We start from the raw sequence: 24144 nt of genomic DNA, 5'->3' as shown, positions 1-24144 counted from the left end.
TGAGCGACTACACGCCGCGCAGCACACTGAACTCACGAAACAGTGCAGCGGACAATGGCCGGTCAAGTTGCCAAGTGATGGTCATTGGGCGATCGCCTTCTGCCGTCTCTAGCACGACGGGCCCGCACGCTCGGTAGACGTCGCCCTTGCGAGCACGAACAAAGAGTTGAAATTGCCAGCCCTCTTGGGCCCCATGAAGATAACGCCGGCCTGCAGCGGTATCTGGCCCAGCGCTGTTTTGGGTTTCCCAGTGAAAGCGCTCGGCACTGATCGCGTAGTCGTGGTACGCGATGCGGTCGTGGTAGCCCTCGCTCTTGTCCAGCGTGACGAAGAGCAGTTCGGTTCTTCGAGCAGGCAATGCCAGCACACCGGCCTGGAAAGGCGTGCGGCGCTCGGCCGTCAGCCAACCCACCGCTGTCAAAACCTCGCGAATGCCATACCCTGCGTGTAGGATGAGCGGCGTGTCCTCAAGACCAGGCAAAGGCGTCGCGGGCAGGGTCAACCGAAGCTGCAGCAAAGCCGTCAGTTCCCGCAATTCGTCGGCAATGCCGGGCTGGGCATGCAGGCGCTCGACAAATGTACTGGCACTGCCTTTCTGCTCATGCCTTCCATCGATTTGGTAGGCCAGCATCTGCACCGTGATCCCTGCTTCGGTGGCTATCTGCCGTGCAGCGGGTAGGCTCAGCGCAACAGCTTCCATGGCATCCAGGCGTGCCGCGTCATTCACGTGCAGCAGATTGGCAAAGCGCCGGCTGAAATACTCTTGCTCGGGGCCTAGGTCGGCGACCAGCAAACCCGCCTCGCGTTTCAGGTTGGTCCAACCGCTTTTGGCAGATCCGGTCGACGCGCGATAAACGTCATCGAGTTCCAGAGTCTGGTCATGGAGAAAGCCGGCCAGGCTGACCGCCGTGCGACCTCGCAGGGCCGCGTAGGCCTGCAATTCGGTCTTCATCCGTCTCCAGTTTTGGGTCGTGAGTGCCCGCAGTCCCTGCAGCACCTGTTCGCGGGTTTGGCGCTGCAAGTGGATGTGGCAACCCGCCGGGAGGCTCCCGAAACCGTGCTCGACACCTGACAACAAGTCGGGGCGTGAAAGACCGGTCAGGTTGGACAGCAGCCGGTCGAAGCGGAAGTCAGCGCGGTGCTGACCCACGAAATCCAGCACAAGGCAGCTCTCCTTGCCCGGCGCCAGTCGCAACCCACGACCGATCTGCTGCTGGAACAGCACCGGGCTTTGGGTGGGCCGAAGCAGCAGCAAGGTGTCCACGGCAGGCAGGTCAACGCCTTCGTTGTAGAGGTCGACCGTGACCAGGGCGCATAGCTCGCCGCTGGCCAGTCGTTGGGGTGCGCGCCGTCGCTCTTCTGTCGGCGTGTCGCCAACGACGCAAGCGGCCGGCAGCCCCGCGCGATTCAGCCAATCTGCCATGAACTGGGCATGGGCCACGGATACACAGAACACCAAGGCATGGCTGCGGCGAGCATCCGATGCGAGCCGCCGCCACTCGTTGACCACCAGCCGTGCTCGGATGTGGTTTCCGGTGACCAGTTGATCGATGGCATCGCGTTCGCCCGGTCGATCCCACGGGACGGCGGAGAAATCGGTTGCGTCGTCGCACGCGTAGTACTCGAACGGTGCCAGCAACTGCAGGTCCAGAGCATGCCACAGCCGCAGTTCCACAGCAGGTGTGCCATCGGGCCGCATGTCGAAATACGACGCGATCGGTTGGCCATCGCTGCGCTCGGGCGTCGCAGTCAGGCCCAGCAAGACGCTCGGCTGCACCTGAGTAGCGAAGGCATCGAAGCGATTCGCAGCCATCCGGTGGCACTCGTCGATGACCACGGTGTGCCAGTGATTGGAACCGAACCGGCCCAGTAGATTGCGGCTGGCGATGCTGTCGATCGTGGCGAACAGATGGTTATGCCGTTCCGGCTCCGAGCCCCCCGTCAGCAACTCGCCGAAATCGGGGTCGCGCAAGACTTCGCGGTAGGTCCGCAGGGCCTGGCGCAGGATTTCCTCGCGGTGAGCCACGAACAGCAACCTCGGTCGTCCGCCTTCTTCAGCGCAGGTTCGGCGGTAGTCGAAAGCCGCGACAACGGTCTTGCCGGTGCCGGTGGCGGCAACGACCAGATTACGCCGTCGTCCATGAGTCCGCTCCACCGCCAACTGCTCCAGCATGTCCTGCTGGTAAGTCTTCGGCTGTAGATCGAAGAAAGACAACGCCATCGGCCCTTCGCCACCAAACGATTCCCTACCCAGGGCCTCGGCCAGTGCCCGGCGATGGTCCGCGTCGTCGGGGTCGTAGTGCTGGAACTCGCTGTCTGCCCAAAGCGTCTCGAAGTGAGCGGCTGCTCGATCGAACAGAGCCTGCTGCGCACGCTGGGTCAGCTTTACCGTCCATTCGAGACCACCAGTAAGTGCAGCGCCAGACAGGTTGGCACTGCCGACATAGGCTGAGCCGAAGCCGGTGCGCCGATGGAAAAGCCAGGCTTTGGCGTGCAGGCGCGTGCGCCGACCATCGAGCGACACGCGTACTTCGCATCCGGGCAGCCGGGCCAGTTCGTCCAGAGCGCGTGCCTCGGTCGCTCCGGTGTAGGTGGTCGTCAGGATGCGTAGCCGGGTGGTCGCCCCACCGTCGCCGCCGCGTGCGGTGATCTGCTGCAGCACGTCCTGCAACTTGCGAACTCCAGACACCGTGATGAAGCTGACGAGGATGTCCACCTGGTCTGCCGATGCCAGTTCCTTGCGGATCTCCTGCAACAGCGATGGCGATCCTTTTCCCGCGGTGAACAACCAGGGTGCAGCCAGGCCCAACTCCGGCGCATCGAAAAACTGGCGATCGCGCCGAATGGATTGCAGAACCTGCGGCGGCATCGCAATGAGGTCAACGGTACCCGTCGAGCCAGGCCTGGAGGACTGAAGCCTTTGGCGCAGCAGGGCGAGCAGCGAATTGATGATCTCGACCTGACGCAAGGCCGCGTCCGCCTCATCGCTGTCCGCCAGCGCGTTGGACAGTTGCCGCGTCAGTGCATCGATCAAAAGCTCCTGGCGATCGCTGCTGAAATCAGTCAGGTTGGCGCGGCCGCTGTCCAAATCGGCCAGCAAGCGATCAGTCAGCAGCAAGTCATACAAGCCTTCAGTTAGCGCCACGGTTCGTGCCCTTTCAACCGATTCAATAATCTGTCAGTTCGTAGCCCGTACTGCGCCCACCTCCAGGCGTCTTTCGCAGTACCCCCACCGCCAGCAACTGCGTGATGTCCCGCAACGCCGTATCCGCCGAACACTTGGCGATGGCCGCCCACTTGCTGCTGGTGAGCTTGCCCTCGAAGCCATCGAGCAATCGGTTCAGCAACTTGATCTGGCGCTCGTTCATCGGCGTGCCGGCCCAGCGCTGCCAGAAGCGCGCCTTAGCCAGCACGCCGTCGAGCGTGGCCTGCGCGCTGGCGAGGGCCCGGCCCAGCGTGCCGAGGAACCAGGCCAGCCAGGCGGTGACGTCGAGTGTGCCCTTCTGCGTGCGTTCGAGGATGTCGTAGTAGTCCTTGCGTTCGCGCTGGATCTGCGCCGATAGGCTGTAGAAGCGCTGCCCGCTGCCATCGGCGCGTGCCAGGAACAGGTCACTCACGGCGCGCGCGATGCGGCCGTTGCCATCGTTGAACGGGTGCAGGGTGACGAACCACAGGTGGGCCAAGCCCGCCTTGATGAGCGCGGGCTCGGCCCTATGCCCGGCCGTACTCCGGTTGGCCCAGGCCAGGAACCGCGCCATCTCGGCGGGCAGCGCATCGGCGGGCGGTGCCTGGAAGTGGACCTTGCGTCGGCCCACCGGGCCGGAAACGACCTGCATCGGGCCAGCAGCATCGCTGCGCCATTGGCCGACGGCGATCCGGGACAGACCGGAATAGCCGGTCGGAAACAGCGCCGCGTGCCAGCCGAACAGTCGCTCGACCGTCAAGGGCTCGCTGTGGCGCGACGTGGCATCCAGCACCATCTCGACCACGCCTTCGACGTGCCGATCCACCGGCGCCAGCGCGCCGATGTCCAGGCCCAGCCGGCGGGCGATGGACGAGCGGACCGAGGCTGCGTCCAGCACCTCGCCCTCGATTTCGCTGGTCTTGAGTACGTCGTCGGTCAGCGCCGTGAGGCTGGTCTGGTCACGCAGCGCCAGTCCAACGCCGGCCAGGCGGCCGAGCAGCATGCCCTGGGCCCGGCTGACGTCGGCCAGAGCCTGGGCCAGGGCGGGCAGGTCGTAGCGCCAATGCGGCCAGTCATTGGACTGCCAGATGTAGAGATTTTCTCCGCCATTCATGCGGACATTAGACGGGCAATTCGCCGCACAGACAAGCTATCGCCGCAGTTTGTGCGTCGAATGATGCATGGAATCGCCTCGCCCGGCAGGGGTAGCCTGCTCGACGCCCGGGCCGCCTCGTCCGGCATGCCGTGCGAAGCGGGTCAGTGCAGGCACTGTTGCGGTGGCCCGCCAGTACGGCTCGCCTCCCGATCGATTTCGATGTCTACCTGAGCGGCCCGGCGATCTCGGGCTCGTGCGCGCAGAAGCATGGCACCCAGTAGGTAGGCGACGATGACCGGAATCGACAGCAGGGCCCCGGCCTCGTGCCATTCGGCCGTCAGCGCCATGAGCAGCCCTGGCACGATCAACGCATCCCTCGGCCTGACCAGCGGCGGCGGATCGGTGCGGATGTAGTTTGCGCCGTCGAGGATCGACCAGTTGGCCAGCCCCAGGACATGCGGCGGCTGCGTGCCCGTGACGATCAGGCTGACCTCGTGCCCGCGACGCGCCGGCATGGTCCGGGTCTGGATGGTGAACTGCCGCTCGCCGCCACTCTTCAGGTGCAGCCAGAGTTCATAGCGCTCGCTCGGCACGAAGGGCAGCCGACGCGAGAGGTGGACGTTGACGTGGCGGCGCAGATCGACGATCCGGCCGTGGACGGCATGCAGATCCGGCATGGGCAAATCTCCAGGAAGTGAGGGGTGCCCACAGGGTCTCGCGGAAGCTTCCGGTGTCAACGCGCCGCGGTGAAGCGGGATGCGAGCTTCTTCGTCGACGAGGAGATGAATCGTTCCAGCCGCTCAGCCAGCGTGCGCGCCGATGGCGACAAGGCCGTAGCGATCTCGTTCACCGCCTGCGCCATCGCAGGCGCTAGGCGGTCTGCCATCTCTCGCGCCTGTTGCGCCAGGAACCTACGCTGCATGCTCAGCTCCTCCGCCATCCGTGCGAGGTTCTCGGCAGCCATCTCGCCGGGCCTCACTTCTCCGCCGATGGCAAAAGCGAACTCGGGCGACAGCCCCGGGTACATCCGGGTGCACATCAGGTCGTAGAAGGGCGTCAGCGTCACGCCCTGACCAGGCACGCTGTAGATCGAGAGGTTCTTGGCGTGGCCGTCGTTGTTGCCGACGTAGAGGTTGAAGAACACCCAGCGCACCAGGTGGCGCAGGTCGACGGCCGGCTGCGCGCTGTAGCGGCGAATCAGTGCTGCGCAGGCGGCCAGGCCGGGGCCGCCTTCCTTCTCGTACTTGCGGTCCGATTGCGTGCCGGCCAGTTGGCACAGGTCGTACTGCACCAGCCGCGCCAGTGTGCCGTCGGGGCGCAACTGGCGGTCGAAGCGGCGCACGATGCAGGCTTGGCTATGCGGTTCGTAGAAGACTTCCGCGGTCGGCAGGCCGGCGAGCGCGGCGGCGCGCATCACGATGGCTTCGTTCGCGGCCGAATGCCATACCTTGGCCAGGCGCCGGATGTCGGGCTTGAGGATGTGGGTCGATGGCGACGTGCCTTTGGGCAGCCGTGGCACGCCGTCGTCAAACAGGGCAATGCTGGTCTTGTCCTGGGCGCCGGCCAGGGAGATTCGCGCACCCTGGTCGTTAATGTCGATCGCCGAGGCCGACCGCTTGGTCAGGAGGTTGGCGATAGCCTCCCAGGTCGTGGCCTCGTAGCGCGGCGGCTCAGGCATCTGTCCAGGCTTGAGCAGCACGAAGGCACCCGCGGTGTCCCCCGCTACTTCGAGCAGCAGCGAGAACAACGTGGACGCCTTGCGCTGCACTACCAAGTAGTCCCGCAATTCGCCTTCGGGAAGCAGGTTCTCGAAGAAGGCCTGGACTTCAGGCGTGGCCTGTGAGCCGGCTTGCAACGGGATGGCGGCCAACGCGAATCGCTGTGAACCGGCTAGCCAGCCGGGCGCGTACTCGAACGACAAGGGCGCGCTGTCGTGGACGGTACCGACGAGATCGTTGCCGTAGTAGACGTTCAGCCGATCCGACCGTGGCTGCATCACTTGGCCCTCACGATGACGGATTCGCCAACCATGAAGCCTTGGTGCGCAACACCAACTCCAGGCCCAGCAAGTCGATCAGATCCAGCACTTTCTGCAACTGCACCGTGGGCTTGCCGCTCTCTAGGTCGACGATGAAGCGATTGCCCGTGTTGCCCAGGCCCGCCAGGTCGAGCTGCGTCAAGGCCAGGTGCTTGCGCTGTTCGCGGACGACGGCGCCCAGTTCGACTGACGAGCGGATCGGGGTTTCTGTGCCGTTCAAATTACCGGGGGGGAATCTTGAAACCATGGAAGACGTGGGCAGTCAATGAAGTTACCTTTCGGTAATTTTGAGCTGTAATCCATGGGAGGTCAAGAAAAAGTTACTTCCCGGTAACTACGGGCGCCAACGCAGCAGTAAGCCATTGGCCGAAGGACTATTGAGTCGGCCCTGCAAAACTCAAAAACCCTTTGTGCGACAACCACTTACGGTGTAAATCGGACTACCCCGATCTCCCAGGAAGCATTGCAATGGAGCGCATTTCCTGAGAGTTCTTGGGCCCTTGCCATGACCGAAGACTTCTTCCGCGCCCGGCTGGACTCGATGATCGACCTGCGGCATCCGCTGGCGGCGTTGGCCGCGCGGCTGCCGTGGCCGGCGATCGAAGCGGCGCTGGCGGTGAAGTTCGCGCACCAGGACAGGCCACCCAAGACGGGGGCGGTCGCCGGCCTGTTCGATACCGAGACGGTGGAGTTCGGCGGCGGGCTGAGCAACGCCGGCCGCCCGCGGCTGCCGATCCGGCTGATGGCCGGCTTGCTGTATCTGAAGAACACCTTCAACCTCAGCGACGAGGAACTGGTTCTGCGCTGGGCCGAGAACGTGTATTGGCAGCACTTCTGCGGCATGGCGTACTTCGAGCCGCGGCTGCCTTGCGACGCTACGCAGATCGGACGCTTCCGTCGCGCCATCGGCGAAGACGGCATGGAACTGCTGCTGAAGGCCACCATCGAGATGGCGGTGCACAGCGGGGCCGTCAAGCGGCAAGAGCTAGAGCGGGTGATCGTGGACACCACGGTGCAGGAGAAGGCCATCGCCCACCCCACCGACAGCGGGCTGCTGGAGATCGCCCGGCACAAGGTCGCGAGCGCGGCCAGGCGGCTGGGCCTGGTGCTCAAGCAGACCTTCGTCAAGGAGGGCAAGGACCTGCGCCGCCGCGCAGCGGGCTACGCCCACGCCAAGCAGTTCAGGCGGCTGAAGAAGGTGCTCAAGCGCCAGCGCACGATCCTAGGCATCGTGTTGCGCGAGGTGCAGCGCAAGCTGGCCTTGCGGCTGCAGCCCTCGGACCAGCAAGCACCCAACGCCCTGACGGTGACGGCGCTGAACAACTGGCTTGAGCGCGCCGAGCGCATCCGTACCCAGCGTCCCAAGGACAAGACATCCGACTTGCGATATTGGCCGCAGTGAAGCAGTCGTTCGGGTGGGCTACTGGCGACCGACTCAGCGTGGGTTTCTCCGGCTCGGCAAACTCATTCAATGTGAGACGTGAAGGTTGATGTTGGGCCCGCAGGCAGCCACCTCGGCAGGCCAGGCACGGGATGGTCAACCCGCAACACAATAGGGCGCTCGCCGCCAACGAAGAAATCGGTGAATCGGAACGCTGCAACCAACTCAATGGCCAGAGGGGAAGCAAGCGCGCCGGCCGTGGCCGGCGCGTTCGAGCTCACGCCGCAGGGCCCGATGCTGCCGCCAAACCACCTGTGCAACCAACGCCACAATCGCCCCCGGCATCCATTTGCGCTTCAATCGGCCAGGACCTCGTCGAACGTGCGCACCATCCCCTCGATGTCTTCAACCGTTGGTGGTCGCAAGTGCGCCAGCGCGTCGCGGACTCGCTTGGCAAACTTGCACGCTGTCACCAGGCGCTGCGCCTCGGCGTCAACGGGCGCCAAGGGGTCAGCCTGATGGTGAGACATCGCCACGACGTCGTTGAATTCAAGGTCGTCGATCCTGATGTCGACTGACTTGTGCTGTTGCCAGGGGTTGGGTTTCTTCCACACCCCGCCGGTCGGGTAGAGGTAGTCCTCGAGCGTCAGCCGTAGCCGTTCGATGACCGGCCGTCGGCGCTCTTCCAGCCACGGCAGGAGCGATCGGACGCACGCTCGCCAGTACATGCTGTTAATTCGATTGCCGGCCGCCGCTGCTTCGGGGCCCGGAGAACGAGACACCTGCCAGTCCCGCAGAGCACCGGTGGCTGCATCGGGGCCCACCCGGGAGCTGACGTGCGAAAGACTGTTGGGAAGCCGAAGCAGCTCTTCGTGCCGCAGCCTCATCAGCTCCTCTGCGAGCAATGCATCAGTGCCGGCAAACTCCGTCACCAGGTGGCGCGACAGCGACGTGGTGCCTGGCCCGCGTTGCCCGACCATGCGCAGAGAGACGTAGGCATGCATTTCGTCGGGCGACAGCGCCCCGTCGAAGCTCACCCCTTGTCCGACCTTTGGCGTCAATGCGTCGTCGCTGGAGTGCCAGACAAGCACAAGCCGGGTGGTGCACTTCTGGCCGGGAATGAGCTCGCGGGCGTACTCCTCCAGATACGCTCGGCAGCTCTCGCGTGCACGGGCGGTCCTTGGCGTAAGGACGATGGTGGTCCGAGGTGGCGCCGACCAGGTGGCCAGCTCGAGTGCGGACACCGTTGCGCGGCCGAAGTGGTGTCCAACATCTGACTCCAGGTGCGAGCCTTCATCCAGTTCGACGAACTCGACCCGTTCGGGCGCAGGGCATGCGCTCGTCAGCGCCTCACGCAAGGCATGGCGAATGCCCGTGATGTGCGACGAGTCGATGCGGATGACGAGGACAGCGGTCGAATCCAGGCTGTGCGCGAGTTCCGAGGTGAAGCGGCTCGGGCCGGGCAGCGACCAGTACAACGCAACGGAGAGCGCAGTTGGGTTGGGAGTGCTCATGCAGCGGTGCCTGGCCGTGCATCGATGAGGTCCAGGTACAGCGCGGGAACTTCCCACGTCCCGTCCGCGGCGGGCTGGATCAGCCCCATCCACTGCGCAAAGAGAAAGTGTGCAGAACTCAGGCCTAGTCCCTCCAACTGCCCGAGTTCTTTGGACTCACCGCGCATCTCGCCGTGCATGAGGAGCAAGAGGTCTTCCAGCCGGGCACGGGTCGGCTCGGAAATCCTCGAGGGCAGCCCAACCTTGGCGTAGAACGAGTCGAGGTCCGACGCCAGTCGCTTGCGCGATTCCTCGGGCTGCCGAAGAGCTTCCTCGACCGTCATCGGGGCAACACGAATCCTCTCGAGCTCATCCCCGAAGCCGCAACTCGCGCGCAGAAGAGCCAGGCGTGCCTCGGCGTTGTCGCGAACGGCCTGGTTCTCCAACCGGTCGAGCCGGAAGTAGACTGCGTCGTCACTCCAAGCCGGAATCGGCTCGACCACGACATTGCGCGGTAGTGGCTTGCTCGCGTCTGCCACTCTCTCGGCGAGCGCAAGAGCCTGTTCAGGGCCCGCCACCAGCAACTGGCGCATGGTGGTCTGCCGCACTCGCAAGGATGGGTCTGACTGCCCGGATTGCTTGCCAAAGGTTTGCGCGACGCCGGCATAGGTGTCGAGCTGGTCGAGGCGCCAGCCTCGGGGCACCACTGCAATCAGCCTGGAACGGGCGGCGCTTGGTTTCTTGCGCTCCTTGTTGATCCAGGTTCGCGCTTCGTCAGGGCTGTTGAAGGTTCTCCCTTCGATGGTGGCTTCCTCCTGGCCTACATCCCAGGTCTCGCGCAGCCGATCGAACGTGGCGATGCCGCTGAGGATGTTACCCACGAACACCACCAGTTCGCTGGCATCACCCTGCAAATAATTGCGCACCCACGCGCTCGGCGCGGGGAAGGTCTTGGTGTCGCGCTTGTTGCGAACCAAAAGGCGGGCCTCGCCACGCGAGCGTTCATCGGTCGGCTTCTCGCGTGCCAGCTCGATGAGGAGGTGGGCGACCTGGTCCTTGTCGCCCAGCATCGTCGCGATGTCGGGCGTGCGGAGCTGGTAACGTGACCCATTGCGCTCCAGAACGGTGAGTTTCTCCATCTCGTCGAGCAGCGCCTCGTACGCACCTGGCGCCGTGGTCTTGAAATGCTCGGGAGCGTAGGCGACACAGTGGTCACGAATCTCGGTGGCCGTGAGGCCGGTGAAAACGCCGCCCGCAGCCTCCGCGTATGAATACTCGGCCAGGATGAGCGCAATGGCCTTGTAGCGTTTGTCGAGGTTGAGGTTCAGGCCGAACTTCTCTTGAATCTCACGAAGGAAGTCCTGGTCGCGCTCCACTGCATCGAGATCGGCGCCGCCGATCATCGTCGGCAGCTCCTTGCCACCGCGCTTGTTGTACAGGCGGCGCACGAGGTTGCGACAGTACAGCTGGATGAAGGCTGGGTAGAAGTTGCACACGGCCATGATGCGCATCGGCAGGTTCTCGTCACCCTTGCCGAAGTGAAAGCCGAGGGATGCCAGTGGCTTAGTGATGAGGTCGATGCCGTTGAGGATGTCGGTATCCGACGAGAACGGCTGTAGGGCAATCGACGTGGCCTTGCCCAGGGCCGTGTTGCCGCCGGTGGTCATGCGGGTGAGGTTGTGCAGCCCGGCAATCACATAGCGCAGTCTGCAGCGGCTCAGCACGGTCTCGCTCAAGTTCTGCAGATTGGCGAGAAACGGTGCGTTGCCCTGCAGGTCCTCGCGCATTACATCGTCCGCTTCGTCGATGAGCAGGTAGCAGGCGTTCGTCGCCGCGCGACCGGCCATGATCTCGTCGTGAATGCGGTCGCGCACCGCCTGGTCCGTTGTCAGTTCGTCGGGCGACTGGCTCAGGAACCCCGCGGTCACCATTGCCTTGTGAATGGCCTTCCAGCTGAACAGCCTGTAGTTCTGGCTGAAGCCGGCGGGGTCCTTGCCGCTGTCCAGTGGTACGTAGATCGCCATCTCGCCGCTGCCCACCGCGCCCGACACTAGGCGGACATGGCTCTTGGACTCTTCCAGGATCTGGTTGAGCAGTGACGATTTGCCGAGCCGGCGGCCCCCGTACAGGACCGCCGCCGATGGCACCTCACGCAGCATGCGCAGCTCGCCCTTGCGGCCGAAGAACATCTCGGGCGGCACGGGCCTGGCGCCATAGTCCGCATAAGGGTTCGTGTAGAACGACAGCAGGCACACCTCCATCAGCTTGGCCAGCCGTGTGGCGGCATGAACCGCCATGTAGGCCACCAGGTCGTCATCGACCAGCAGCACTGACTGATCGTGACCGAGTTGCGCGCGCTGCTGCAGCGTTAGGCTTTGACGGCTAAGCATGAAGCTTGGCGTCAGTGGCGGCAACTGAGCCAAGGACTGGCTGAGCTGCCCGATACTGGCCGGCTGAGGAACCACGACGCCTTCGATGTGCGTTGCGTCGGACCCCAGCGCAGGCGGGATGAACACCCCAAACCCGGATGCAGCCAGACCCGCGAAGGGTTTGCCCTCGAAGAAGAACTTGCCCTCGTTGCGCTGCACGACCGTCGGCTCCTGGGTCACGCCTGCGGCACTGAAGAAACTTTGCAGTGCGTCGGCAAACTCGCCGCGCGGCCGACCCTTGAAGACGCTGACCCAGCTCGCGATGAATTCGGCCGCCTCGGCACGCTCGGGATCGCCCATCGACGTCAGCCACTCCGGCGCGCCCGCGGGCACTGGCGCGCCCTTACGGAGGATGTCGTGCAACCCTTCGAGCGGACGGTGGCCCTGGGTGACCTTGCGGACCTGAGCCCTGAACTCGTCGAAGCGGTGACTGGCTGTCCGTTCCTCGAACTTCAGCAGCGGCAGCTTGTCCTCGCGCAGCAGCAGGAACTCGTTTCGAGCCACGCGCACGCTGAGGGCCGTCCCCGTTGAGAGCCTTGCGCGGATCAGCTGGGCCTTCTGCTCGAACTGCCGTATCTCGAGGGGCTCCAGATTGCGCTCCTTGCGCTCTTGCACGATCTCGTCGATTTCGCGCTCGAGCTGGGCCCTGCTTTGCTGGATCTTGGTGTCAAGCGGTGTAAGCACCAGGTGCTGGAGGACCGCCCGTGCTTGCGGGTAGTCAGCATACACGGCCGACGTCTTCGCCGGTGACCCGATCTCCTGGGTCGAGTTCGACCTCACGAGCGACTCGATGACCTTGAGCATGCGGCTGGCCTCGGCCTGAGGCAATGCGTTCAGCGACATCGCATTGGTGACCCGCTGCTTGGCCTCCTGCAGGTCTGCGCTGAGCTTTGACCGCGCGTCGCGCTGGGCGGTCTCGTTGTCCGCAACCAGTCCCGGGAGCAAGGACTTCGCGAGCTTGCTCAGGCGGTCCTCGATGAGACGCGCAGGCAGGAGCCTCTCGGCGGCGCGGTGAGCCTTCGCCGCGCCCAACAGCAATATAGGAAGTTCGCCGGTACTCGTCGTGCCCATGCGCGGGCGCAGGTCGCGCTCAGCGCGAGCCGTTGCAGCCACGAGCGCCGCGAGGTCACCGACCGATACACGGGTTGCCGGGTCGTCGGTCGGGCGCCAGGACAACGTGGGCTGCAGGTCCCGGCCCAGCGGATGCTCAAGCAGCAGGAGCTGGTCCTCTTCCGACACCGCCTCGGTGTCCTCGGCCTGGCTCATCAACGCCAGTGCCCGGTCAAGCGCGCAGAGCAGGACGGCTCGGTGAACCGCCGGCGCCCCTTCGTCCAGTTCGAGCGCTTTCACGTAGGCCTGGGCAGCCTGGAGCTCCCGGAACAGCCCTTGCAGGAAGTCCTTGTGCTTGGGCGGCAGGCTATCCTGCTTGCTGCTTTCGAGTCGATCGAGCTGGTCGAAGTACTGCTGCACGAACTGCGCCGTCGCCCTGAGGTTGTTGACGAGGTAGTCCCGACCGACGCCCTCGATGGGCTTCCTGCGGCCAATGCGCTTGCGCAGGTCCGATATCGTGGCCAACCCCTTGTCTGCCAGCTTCAGGACCTCAGGCAGGAGTTCGCGGGCACGAGCATCCTGGCCTCGCGCAATGCGGGCGACGCACTCACCCATCGCAAAGCCGCGCTTTTCGGAGCACATCGCGGAGTGCAACTCGATATAGTCCCCGAGCGTCCAGTTGGTGACCAGGGACGAATCGTTGGCCCAGTTGGCAGCGCGCTGTCGCATGCGGCGAACACCGTCCTCGAGCGCCTGGTGCAGTCCGACGCGTGCTGCCGACATCATCTCCGGTGTGACGACCAGGTGGATGGACTCGAGTGACGCAATCCGCTCGACGATGTCGTGCAGGTCCGGATGCTGCTGCAGACGCGGTCGCAGGTATTGGATGACCGCCCATCGGATGCCGCGATCGTGGCCTTCCAGCAGCATCGGCAGCAGGCTCGCGCCGAGTACCCCCAGGTGGTCAGCGAACGTGTTTGCTGCCGCGTGGTCTGCCGTCTGCTCGACCAGCCACCCGTCAAGGGCTGCAAGAGTGGCTGGATCGACGGGCTGCCTCTGGTAGGTGGCTCGGATACCGCCCACGGCGGCATGCCACAAACGCGGCGCCGGGCCCGCCATCATCTCGGTCAGCGCATTGGCGGCGACCTGGGCCAGCGCCAGGCGGTTTGCCTGCAGACACGCCAGCAACGTGCTCTGTGCGGGCTCGAGAAGTGTGACAGGACCCACGGCCGGTGGACCCGGCGGTTCGTCCTCTTCCTCAACCTCTTCGAACACCTCGGCCGTTACGGCTGCTACGGCCTGCGGTACCCGCTCGTCGCCGGGAGGAGCGCGCGGTGGCGCTTCGTCGGCGCCGGAACTCTCCAAAGGCGCCACCGCGGGCGCCAAGATAGGTATAGCCGCAAGTGCCGGGGCCGGCACGGGGGTGGCCACCTGCGGTTCTGGCGTGGCCGGAGCCGTTACGGCGGGCTGAGACGGCTGCGCTTGAAGGGCCGGCACGACATCATCCGCTGACGTCAGGTCGGCAGGCGTCGGCAGGGGGACTGGTGTCGGATGAACGGCCGGTTCGTGCTCGGCTACAGGCGATTCGCTGGCGAGGCCAGCCGTCTCGTTCATCTCGCCTGAAGTGAAAAGCCGGCAAGCTACCAGTGCTTGCTCGAGTGCATCGTCGGCGTTGGAGGCGCGCTGCGCCGCAACTTGCAGCAGCGTGGCCTTGCGCATGCGCAGTTCCTTGGCCGCGAGCAGTTGCGCACCTTCAAACTGGCCCGAGTCGACCTTGCTGAGCTCGGCGTCCGCCGCTGCCGCCTCATCCAGGGCCTGACGCAAAGTCGCCAACTGCACACCGATGGCGTCCAGGTCCGCGTCACTCGGATGCGAGCCCAGCACTTGCCGGACATCGACCGCGTGCCATACACCCACCTCCAGGTCCGTCACGACTGCCCGGGCCAGCGCCCGCGCCTCCTGGTCGAGTGCGTCGAGCCGGGCGGCCAGTGCGGCCTGCTGAGCAGCGAGCGCCGCTTCTTCAGCAGCCCGTTGCGCCGCCTCAGCTTCCTTCAGCTGCAGATCGGCAGCACGGACAGCAAGGATTTCGTCATGCAGTTGCCTCAACTGCGCCAGTCGTTGCGTATGAGCGTCGTACAGGGCGTCGAAGTTGGGATTGCCCGGCGCGGGCCACGGGAGGTCGCCGGTGGTAGGTGGAATCGAGGGAGCAGGTGCAGGGGTCGCCCGCTCACTGCGCGGAACCGGGGCCAATGCCATCGCGGCGACCGCTTGGGCGATCGGTGCCTTCTCGAGCTCGGAGGGTGCCGAGAAGCGTCCGACCGGAAAGCTGGGTACAGGCGCCAGAACAAACGGCGACGAAGTCTCCTTCACCCCGATGGCCGGCGCGAACTCCTGACTCAGCGCCAGTTGCGCGTAGGGCCGGGATGCAGCATGGACCACGTGGACGCCGACCTTGCGTTCGGGGCTCGACCTCTCGTCGAAGGCCTTCCGACAGACCTCGTAGCAGTCGATCATGTACTGGAGCGCTGCTCGCGCATGGGGCCCCAACGCGATGGGGTCTGTCGCCGCAAGCGTGTTGGGCACGACGTCTCGGTACGGGTAGTGCGCCAGAAGGCAGAACACCCAGCCCAGCACCTCGTCGTCGCCGTTCTTGCAAAGCCAGCGAACGAGCTCCGGCATCTCCTGCCAGAACTTGCCACGCGCCGGGTCACCTTGCTCCGAGTCGGTGTCGTCCAGGAACTCGTCGTAGGCCTCGTTGATGGGATGGAAGAAGATCTTCTCCGACGACGGAAACACCCCCGCGATGTCCAGCGCGTAGTGCGACTGCGGAATCCCCAGGCGCTTGAGCACCCATTCGGGGAACGTAGCCACACTCGGTGCTTCACCCCGCTCCGGCCGCAGTTTGATGTGGAACTCCCTGAGCTGTCGCCAGTAGCGCCCAATGGCACGCTTGTCTGTCGGCCAGGCCCCAGACGGAAGGATGCTCTCGCGCGTTACGAACCAGGGCGGCTCCACACGCACATGCACCTTCCACAGCAGCATGTCCTCGTAGAGCTTCTTGCCGACAGCGCCAGACTTGCGCGAGTACAGCTCCGGCGCGGCGAGTGCAGCCTTGAGGGCGCGGTCCAGCGCAGGATCTTCCAATGATTCGGGTTGAGGCTCGGCCGGTTCCATGGCCGGTGTAGCGGAATCGCTGATCGCTTCGGTTAGTGCGGCGTCGGCGATGACCGCGGCTTCGGCCTGCTCTATTTCAAGCGCGAGGCGGTCAGGAGTGCCCCGAGCCGCAGCCTCGAGGTCCGGAAGGGCTTCCAGTACCTCGGCCACCAGTTCGCTTCGAAGCTCCGCCGAGCGGCTGGCGTTCGCGTCGGTCCTCGGCGCGTCCTCGCGCGCGCGGTCCGGGGTGTCGGGAGCAGCGGGCAAGGGCTCCTCGGCTTCTGCCTCGGGCGCTTCCGGATATCGGATGATGTAGTCGCGGACCTTCGACACGAAGAACAGCGGCGCGGGCAACGCAGTCCAGTCGTCGTAGTGGGCGTAGCCCAGCCGCAGGCCCATCACGAGTCGGGCGAGGTTGTCCGGCTGGACGTCGGACGGCGCCTGGAGCACCGTGACTTCCAGCCCACTCGGCAGCGCGGCGTTGTCTTTGGCCACGGGCAGCGTGCGCCGCTCGTACCAGCCGGAGGCATTCCTGCTCATGCGCCACATCGGGCGATAGCAGGACATCCCGCGCTTGGTCTGCACCGTGCTGCGGTAGCCCATCACCATCAGATAGTGCGGGTGGCGGCGCGAGCCGGCGGACTCGTCAAGCTCGACGATCGTCTTGTAGGTTGTGGCGTATTGCTCCTCAGTGGTCTGTCGGGTAGGCTCGAGCTGCGGCTCGGTGCGCCACTCCTCAAACGCGGTCGTGTTGACCCACCGCATCACCATCGTCGCGTTGCGATCGCTGCGCAGGCGCAGGAAGGTCATCGACGCAAAGCGTGTCCCGAATTCGGCGTCATCGAGCACGACTCCGCGGCCGTTGCCCGAGGTCAACGACTCGTCGGTGAGATCTTTCCACAAACCGGCCACCGTCGACCAGTCCACCAGCACGATGGCACGCGGGTCCTCCTCGCCGATGTGACCGAGCATCTTGCGGGTAGCGTCCGCAAAGTTCTCTCGGGCCCAGCGCTCATCCCCCGACAGCTGGCGCTGACTGCCCAGCCACTGAAGACCTTGGTTGAGCGGCTCCCATTCGGTGGGTTGAGTGCGGTTCTTGTTGCGGCACACGAAGCGCACACTGGTCACCCCGGAGGTCACGTCGAGCCGGGTGAACAGGATCAGGCAGACAGGCTGCTCCTGGGTGAATGCTCGCGCTTGAGAACGCACCACCTGAATGCCGTAGATCGCTTTCGGCGCTGCGTCGCCCAGGCAGCCGGTGACAAACTGCTGCACGCCGAAGACCACGCCCGAATGCGCCATGAAGACGTCGAGCAAGGCGCTTTGCACGCGGTGAATGAAGTGCTGGACGTCGGGCTGCTGCGACTTCCTGTCGAGTTCGAGCGGCAGGAGGTGGTGCACGTTAGCCTTCGCGCGGCTGCACATCGCATGCAGCCCGGCAAAGTAGTTCACGGGGTCTTCGGGCCGTCGATTGACGTCCTTGGGTGCACAGATGAGCACGTGTCGCGCGCCGTTGGCACCTTGTGCCACTCGGTCGGCAACCCCAGCCCACCGGTTCACTCTCGCCTCGAAGCGCCGGACGCCCTTTTCTCCGGACTCATCCAGGTCGGCACGCAGGCCGTGCACGCCTTGCGGCAGCGGCGAAAACTCCAGGCGCAGCCGATCGCCGAAGATCGCCCGCGCGCTGCGCTCAATGAGATTGCGCTCGTCGGTGCCGTCGACGAACACCCAGAGCGAAGGCGTCTTGCTGCCATGGATGCGCGCCAATGCATCCTCGTTGGCCGAGCGGTGGCGGGCCAGCCTCTCGCGGCGTTTGGTCTCCTTGGCCGGATCGTTGCCGGCCACTTCGCCGTCTTCCTGCTCGTCACCGGCTCCGGCCGCCGCCACTTCATCGGACAGCGCCGCGCCAGCCCATCCGAGCTCGGCGGCATCAGAGGGCATCACGTCGGTGACCAGTAGTCGCGCCACCTCACTCTTGGCCTGGTTCATGACGCGAGGCATCTTCAGGACGCGGCAAGGCAGGGCGGGGTCGAGCACGTCCGGCAGCAACTCGACGATCTCGTCATAGAGGTCGACCTCGTCGCTTTCGAACACGGTGCGCTGCTGCACGTAGTCGAACAGCGTGGTGAGCTCAGGCAGTCCGACCCACCACCCGCTCTCGTCGGGCAGGAGGTTGGCCACAGCGTCGGCCAACGCTTCAGGCAGCGCGCGGTCACTCTCGAGCCGATACTGGATGTACTCGTCGCCAAACTCCCAGCCGTCGTTTCCGCGCCGAATCGAGGCCGGCATAACGGGCATCTCAGGGCTGAAGATGTAGCAAGTGACGCTGCTGGGCGCATTGGGCTTGCGGCCAGGGACCTTCTCGGCCCACACCCGCTTGACCGGCGTGACCTTCAGGTGGATTTCCTTGCTCGTCGGCCAGGTTCCCACAGAGAGCCGTGCTGCCATTGAGAACAAGGGCTTGTGCCCAGGCACTTGTTTCGGCCACGTGATGAGCTCGACCGAGCCATCCAGCGATGTGGCGTCTGCGACCAGTTCGCACGGGCCGAGGCCGGGGAAGAGTTCTTCGCCGACAAGTCGTTCGGCCAGGTGCTTGGCGATGAGGTCAAACTGGGGCTTGGACACCTGTCCCGCCGAATTGCGCTCGACAAGCGGCTGACTGCGGTGCTGTAAGTCGATATTGCCCGCAGCGATGCTCGCACGCACCTGCGCCGCGGCGTCGCTCAGTCCGTTGTGCGCGGTCCACGGCCCGACGACATCCAGATGCCAGCGCATCAGGACTTCGACAACCTCCTGCTTGATCTCATCGCACTCCTCGTCGCTGGAGTCACCCAGGAACGCCCACCGCAGCTCCAGCGCCGGCTTGGCCGGGTTCTTGAGGCCAAGGTGCTTGTCCAGACGCACAACGCCTTCGAGCCTTGCCATCAGGGCCGAACGCAGGCGCAGGATTGGGAGATTCTTCTCCTCGTTGCTCTTGGCCGCCTCCAGCAAAGCCTGCAGCGACGTGCCGAGCGGCCCAACGAATCGAACCGCAAGCAGCGACACGCTCTGCCCGAGCCAGTCCGGCCGAATTCGCGCACCCAGCAGGACGGGCCGGTCACTGCCCTTGGTCTCGGGCGACTTGCGCCATACGGGCGCCCCCGCGCCTTGGTTCTGTTCGGAGGTCGTTGTGTCGCTCATGTGGATCCTCGCTGTGTTCGTGTTCTTGTCCTACGCGTCCTTCAGTCCGCTGATACGGGACAGCGGCATGTAGAAGGAGCGGTAGAGGTTCTCGTAGCACTCGCGCAGCCCGGCGTCAGGGTGCGTCAGGCAGTCATCCAGGATGCGGCGCATCATCAACAACATCGATGTGCGCGAGTTGTCGGGTAGCCCCACCGCCGAGCCCGGCGCCCAGGCGGCATCGACGAAGTAGACGAACGCCGGGCAGTCGCCGCGCATCGCCCGTCCGATGGTCTGCAGGATCATGATCATCTGGTCGGCGACGAAGGGCTTGGCGTGCTCCCCGAGCGCCCGCGACGCCTGGGGCAGCCGCAGCAAGGCCCCGACCGTGCCTGAGACCTTCCCGCGTCGATTGCGCATGGCGCCAAGTGCCTCTTCGGTGGACGCAAACCGCTCCTGGTCGAAGCTCTCAGATGCCGCACCCACGACCCCCTGCAGGAAGCCGAGGCTGTCGCTGCGCGGGTGCGGCCGCGTCAGAAAGAAGAGCGACCCGATCATTGCCTTGTCGGTGCGCGGACCGAACTTGTAGACGATGTTGACGCCGCGCCCGATGGCGTTCATCGGGAAGATGAACAGGTCCCAGTCCGGGTCCTCACCCAGGCGCTCGACCTCGGAGGCGGTGATGCCGTGCGCAGTGGCCGCCGCCAGCGCGCCGCCGCGAACGAGGTATCGCACGCGCGAGCGCCAGGCCGGATACTGCTGTCGGATGTGCTCGTAGAGCATCTCGCACTGCTCGTAGCTGTTGACGACGAATGCCGCTTTGCGGCCAACACCATCGACGATGTCGTTCTGCGCGATCGCAGTCTCGACCTTGCTGACCCGGCCGCCCTCGAGCAAGTCGGTCACCATGGCCTTGAGCACGAACTCGCGCCGGGCCAGCCGCGAACCGCTGAAGAACAGTCGCTTGCGGTCGTCGTGAGGGTCCTTCAGTGGCAGGAACTGGTAACGCGACAATGCCCATCCATCGCCTGCGTTGGGACGGCGAAGCACGTAGTGCGGACCGACGGCGACGTGGTAGCTCGGGCTGGCTTCAAGCAAGGACGTCGCGCTGGTGAGCAGAACGGCGGGGCCTGTGCCTCCGGTGGCCAAGCCGAGCTGTGCCATGCGGTGCACGAGTGTGCGTGGCGTGCCGAGAAAGCCGACATGGGTGATGTCCACATCACCCTCGTCGCCGACGGTGTAGCGCACGCCGCTCAGCCTGCCGGCAAGTGACTCGGGGACGATGCCCAGCATCTCCTTGGAGGGGCGTGACTCGAAAATCTCGTCGCCCAGGATGCCTTGGCCGTTGAGCAGGCGCAGATGGGGGCCGAGTCCGAAGTGCTGCAGCACCAGCAGCGTCACGTTGGCAAGCAGCTTGACGTGCTCGAAGAAGAACTTGGGCTCCTTGGCAAGGGTCAGGCCAGGTGGTCGCAGCAGCACCCGCGCCAGTGCCCTCATCCACTCGTCGGTGCCCTCGCGGTCCCAGGCATCCAGTGCCTGCAGGACATCGGCGGCGTACTTGCGAATTTCCTCAGGGGTCGACCGCGCGAGTTCGGCCAGCTTGGCAAGCTCGGCATCGCTGATCTCGTAGGCGGACGTCTGCACCACCTCGTCGTCGGCGTGACCACTCTCCCCCTGCGCGCGGTCTTCCTCCTGCTGCAGATGATTGAGGTGCCTCAGCGCCTCGCCACCCTCACGGAATGCCACTCGCTTGGCGGCGTAGTCCCAGATGCGGTCGAGAGCCTGGCGGGCCTGCAGATGAGCTTCTGTCTCCTCCTCATCGACTCCCTCTGCATCATGGCCGCCCTTCGCGAGCGGGAACATGTCGGCGATGAGGGACAGGCCCGTCAAGAGCTTGCGGGCGTATTCGTCGCGAAACTCCCGCGGCGCGGTCACGATCGCCGCGGTCAGCCGTTCTGCAGCGAGCCCGAACCGACCGGACATCGCCATGATGGCGGCGATCGAGGCACCGCCGACGAACGCATTGCGGCCCTGAGCAGCGGGCGCGTGCAGATCCAGGAGCAGCCTGTTCCAGACCGAATCGGCGTCACCCGACAGCTTCATCAGCGGCGTGCCGCGGCCGTCCATGTTGGCCTGCGCGCCATCACATTCGTCGACGACGATGAGGTCGAAGGTTCGCGCGAGGTACTCGAAGTGGCGCAGTTGGACATCGCTGAAGAGCGGCGAGACCTCACGGTCGGTCGACAGAATGTGACCGGCCCAGACCGTCGCATCGACCAGCGAACGCTCGCCGTGTTGCCGGCCGCACACCGAGGCGAGCGCGCACTGGTGCGGCTTCGGCCCCTTGCCGGCTTTTGCGCCGCTGACGGTCTGGTGGACCAGTTGGCATGGCGGATGGGCATGCGGAAAGGTCACGTCCTCGTCGGCGGCGAAGGCGGCGAGACTGCAGTTGGTGGCAAAGTAGGGCGCGGCGTCCCGCGTCACGGCGTAGCCGCGGTTGTCCTGCGACAGTGCCGCGGCGAAGCTTGAGACGTGCTTGGATCGGGCACGGTCGCTCTGGCCGAACAGCAGACCGGCGGGCACGTCGTAGAGCGACAGCCGCTCGACAAAGCCTGTGGCCACCTCGATGGACGGGAAGAGGAGGCACACTTGGTAGTGGCGCTCGCTGGCCCACGCAGCCAGCAGGTAGAGCAGCGTCGTCTTTCCGGCGCCAGGCAAGCCGATGAGGTGCTTAACGCCGACGAGCTCTATCGCATCTCGCTCTACCAGGCCTTCAACCGTGGCCTCGGTGAGCACGGCGGTCGGCTCGCCGGTCGCCGTGTGCAGCCGTCGATACCAGCTGCGCTCGCCGGCGTTCTGACGTCCGGCCTGTTCGTCCAACACGTCGAAGCGATCTGCCACGGCCACGAGGTCCGACCATTTGACCAGCCCAGGGGCGCGGCCGTGCCGGGTGATGTCCATCAACGGCGGCTCCGGTGGCATGAACCCGAGCGGCCCGACCGCCGTCTCGAAGTGCCGCCTCTCGTCGACGATCCGTGCAGGCAGTGTGGAGTCGTGGCGGCGGCGCGGCGGCCGCTGCCTCAGGGCCAGTGGCGCTGTCAGCGACGCAAGCGCCTCACTGATGTCGTCCGGCATGATGGACGTCCAGACTGGCCGGACGTTGAGCTGGGGGTCGACCTCGAAGCGCTTACTGGGCCCTTCTTCGTCGTCCTCCGCCAGCGGGGCCGGCGGTGCGCCGCGCTCGGGCGCATCACCCGGCTCGACGTCATCGTCCCAAGATTTCGGGCGCGAGGTGGCCCGTCGGCGCTGCTCAAGTCGGCGGTGAGTTTCGTTGTACTGGTCGACCATCAGGCGCAGTTCGCGCTGGCTCCACGGTGCGTGGCCTGAGATGCGCAGGTTCTGGATGGCCGTAACCACATTGGCCGGTAACGTGGCCAGCACGGAATCGAAGCCGGTCATAAGCGCCGGCAGGTCCCGCAGGTGCCGTTGGCCCATCAGTTCGGTGGCGAGCAAGCACAGGTAGTTCAGCGCGTTGGCGCCGCGGTAGGGCTCCAGGCGTTCACGCATGGCCAAGCACCTCGACGGTGTCCGACAGCGTTAACGCTCGAATCGACGAGCCCTCCAGGCACGCGCTCACGCGCTCGACGTAGTGGGGCACGCGGCGGGCCATCCAGTCAGGGATGACAAGCAGCTGGGTCTTGTAGTTCTTGAGGCCTCCGGGCCGGCGCCGTAGGCGCTCCCCGAGGAGCTCTGGGCTGCTGTAGGCCTTGAGGTCTATACCTACAGGGCTGCCCTCGCCGAGGTCCAGGTCCACCATGTCGCGGTTCGGATACATGCGCACGGTGTGGCCGCGTGCGGCGAGACGATCGGCAAGTCGGACCTCGTCGATGCCCGGTTCCAGCCAGTACTTGCGCATGGACCTGTTCAGGCGCAGGAGATCCGCTGCCGGCAGCATTCGTCCGGGCGTGGCGGCGTGCTCTGCCGCGCAGGCCGCCGTCGTACATCGCAACCCGCCTGGCTGCGCGGTCATCACGTTGTTGCAGTGCCCGCACAGTGTCGCCGTCTCACCAGCGACTAGGGCGCCGGGAAGCGGCTCGTAGAACTGCTGCTCGATGCAGACCCATACGGCAGACGGCAATGCAGCCAGGAACTTCAGCAGCTGCTTGCGTGTGGCCACAGGGTTGCGAACAACGAATGTGCGCACCGCCGTGTAGTAGTCGTTGGCATCCTTCGCTGAGTGCTTGGACAAGCTGTCCTGGAAGGCTGCAAACACCTGCTCTTCGAGCAGGCCGGTCATTCCGCCAAAGCCTGCCGACAACTCCTCTGCCTCCAGGGTCGGCATGCGATCCTCGGCGTCGATGAGGCACACCGCGTTGAGACCAGCTTCCTTGACGGCGGTAAGGGGAAGCCACTCGCCTAACGGCTTGGTGCACTGGGCAAGGAGTTGGTGAATCTCCGCCCCGACGTCGGAGAGGCCCAGCGTCAGGCGTGCCCTGGAGACAAGGGCCATGGCCTTCCTGTCTTCATCCCCGAGGCCCGACACGCCGCTCCAGAGCCGGTCGACACCTGAAACCATGGTCGCGCCGCCGCCCATGAAGACCTGCCGTGCCTGGCGGATGACGAGTGCTGCGAGACTGGCAGGAAGAAGCTTGAGCGGGTCGCTGCGAGGCTTCCAATCCACGTGTGGGTCTCGTGGAGGGGCAGCGGCGCCTGCCGGGGAAGGGGAGTGTGCCTCTGCTACCAAGGCCTCGATCTTCTCGACAAGCAGCTTGGGCATCGTCCGGTAGTCGCTGGAAGCAGCGGGCATTCGGTAGGTCTTCATTGCCCGCGGCTCGACGCCAAGAAGTGCAGCCAGGTCATCCCAGGTCAGCCGCGTCTTGCCGGCGCTGAGGATGCGCTTTGCTGCAGCCAGGAATGCCTTCTGGTCTGACTTGGCGTCAGGCAGCGGTGCGGACTTGGACGGCATCTAGATTTCCGAGATCGGCACGACTATAAAGATACGCAAAGCGTATCATCAATATAGAATTCAGCGCAATATGGTACGCAATGCGTTCAAGTGTCGCCTGCGTTGATGAGCTGTTTGTGCCGCATTCCTGTCACAGCACCCCGCAGGCTCTTACGACCTCAGGGCCTACAGCAGGGCACCATTGATAGGCCTCCA

Annotated in this window: 9 protein-coding genes and 1 pseudogene; 1 reads left to right on the top strand and 9 read right to left on the bottom strand. The window is 65.1% G+C overall.

The annotated features are described in order from the left end of the window. Positions 1 to 7 precede the first annotated feature (7 nt). The 5 genes from QM772_RS04930 to QM772_RS04910 form a co-directional block, all read right to left on the bottom strand. Complete coding sequence (locus tag QM772_RS04930) at positions 8 to 3118, bottom strand: DUF3427 domain-containing protein (protein ID WP_415134338.1); 3111 nt, start codon at positions 3116 to 3118, stop codon at positions 8 to 10. A 49-nt stretch (positions 3119 to 3167) separates the two neighbouring features. Next, complete coding sequence (locus QM772_RS04925) at positions 3168 to 4298, bottom strand: Fic family protein (RefSeq protein ID WP_415134337.1); 1131 nt, start codon at positions 4296 to 4298, stop codon at positions 3168 to 3170. A 143-nt stretch (positions 4299 to 4441) separates the two neighbouring features. Beyond that, positions 4442 to 4957 carry a hypothetical protein gene (locus tag QM772_RS04920; protein ID WP_415134336.1) on the bottom strand — a complete coding sequence of 172 codons (516 nt, stop codon included), beginning with the start codon at positions 4955 to 4957 and terminating at the stop codon, positions 4442 to 4444. 56 nt (positions 4958 to 5013) lie between these two features. Next, positions 5014 to 6276 carry a type II toxin-antitoxin system HipA family toxin gene (locus QM772_RS04915; protein ID WP_415134335.1) on the bottom strand — a complete coding sequence of 421 codons (1263 nt, stop codon included), beginning with the start codon at positions 6274 to 6276 and terminating at the stop codon, positions 5014 to 5016. Between the two features lie 10 nt (positions 6277 to 6286). After that, a complete protein-coding gene (locus tag QM772_RS04910) occupies positions 6287 to 6565 on the bottom strand; it encodes a helix-turn-helix transcriptional regulator (RefSeq protein WP_415134334.1) in 279 nt (92 codons plus the stop codon). 258 nt (positions 6566 to 6823) lie between these two features. Between QM772_RS04910 and QM772_RS04905 the strand changes: the two are divergent. After that, a pseudogene (locus tag QM772_RS04905) lies at positions 6824 to 7690 on the top strand (IS5 family transposase); the annotation flags it as partial. A gap of 365 nt (positions 7691 to 8055) precedes the next feature. Here QM772_RS04905 and QM772_RS04900 read toward each other — a convergent pair. The 4 genes from QM772_RS04900 to QM772_RS04885 are packed head-to-tail and all read right to left on the bottom strand — an operon-like array spanning position 8056 to position 23949. After that, a complete protein-coding gene (locus tag QM772_RS04900) occupies positions 8056 to 9213 on the bottom strand; it encodes a hypothetical protein (protein WP_415134333.1) in 1158 nt (385 codons plus the stop codon). Beyond that, a complete protein-coding gene (locus tag QM772_RS04895; protein WP_415134332.1) occupies positions 9210 to 19004 on the bottom strand; it encodes an RNaseH domain-containing protein in 9795 nt (3264 codons plus the stop codon). The genes QM772_RS04900 and QM772_RS04895 overlap by 4 nt, the downstream gene beginning before the upstream one ends. A 30-nt stretch (positions 19005 to 19034) precedes the next feature. After that, a complete protein-coding gene (locus QM772_RS04890; protein WP_415134331.1) occupies positions 19035 to 22550 on the bottom strand; it encodes an ATP-binding protein in 3516 nt (1171 codons plus the stop codon). Beyond that, positions 22543 to 23949, bottom strand: coding sequence for a hypothetical protein (locus tag QM772_RS04885; protein WP_415134330.1), 1407 nt, complete (start codon positions 23947 to 23949; stop codon positions 22543 to 22545). The genes QM772_RS04890 and QM772_RS04885 overlap by 8 nt, the downstream gene beginning before the upstream one ends. Positions 23950 to 24144 lie beyond the last annotated feature (195 nt).

Source organism: Ottowia sp. (assembly GCF_047601385.1).
In the GTDB taxonomy this organism is placed as follows: Bacteria; Pseudomonadota; Gammaproteobacteria; order Burkholderiales; family Burkholderiaceae_C; genus Ottowia.
This window is presented reverse-complemented; position numbering and strand designations above follow the sequence as displayed.

What these genes read in the sequence shown, in the direction of transcription:
- QM772_RS04925 (WP_415134337.1), bottom strand. Translation starts at nt 4,298, where the DNA reads ATGAATGGCGGAGAAAATCTCTACATCTGGCAGTCCAATGACTGGCCG.
- QM772_RS04920 (WP_415134336.1), bottom strand. Translation starts at nt 4,957, where the DNA reads ATGCCGGATCTGCATGCCGTCCACGGCCGGATCGTCGATCTGCGCCGC.
- QM772_RS04915 (WP_415134335.1), bottom strand. Translation starts at nt 6,276, where the DNA reads ATGCAGCCACGGTCGGATCGGCTGAACGTCTACTACGGCAACGATCTC.
- QM772_RS04910 (WP_415134334.1), bottom strand. Translation starts at nt 6,565, where the DNA reads ATGGTTTCAAGATTCCCCCCCGGTAATTTGAACGGCACAGAAACCCCG.
- QM772_RS04900 (WP_415134333.1), bottom strand. Translation starts at nt 9,213, where the DNA reads ATGAGCACTCCCAACCCAACTGCGCTCTCCGTTGCGTTGTACTGGTCG.
- QM772_RS04895 (WP_415134332.1), bottom strand. Translation starts at nt 19,004, where the DNA reads ATGAGCGACACAACGACCTCCGAACAGAACCAAGGCGCGGGGGCGCCC.
- QM772_RS04890 (WP_415134331.1), bottom strand. Translation starts at nt 22,550, where the DNA reads ATGCGTGAACGCCTGGAGCCCTACCGCGGCGCCAACGCGCTGAACTAC.
- QM772_RS04885 (WP_415134330.1), bottom strand. Translation starts at nt 23,949, where the DNA reads ATGCCGTCCAAGTCCGCACCGCTGCCTGACGCCAAGTCAGACCAGAAG.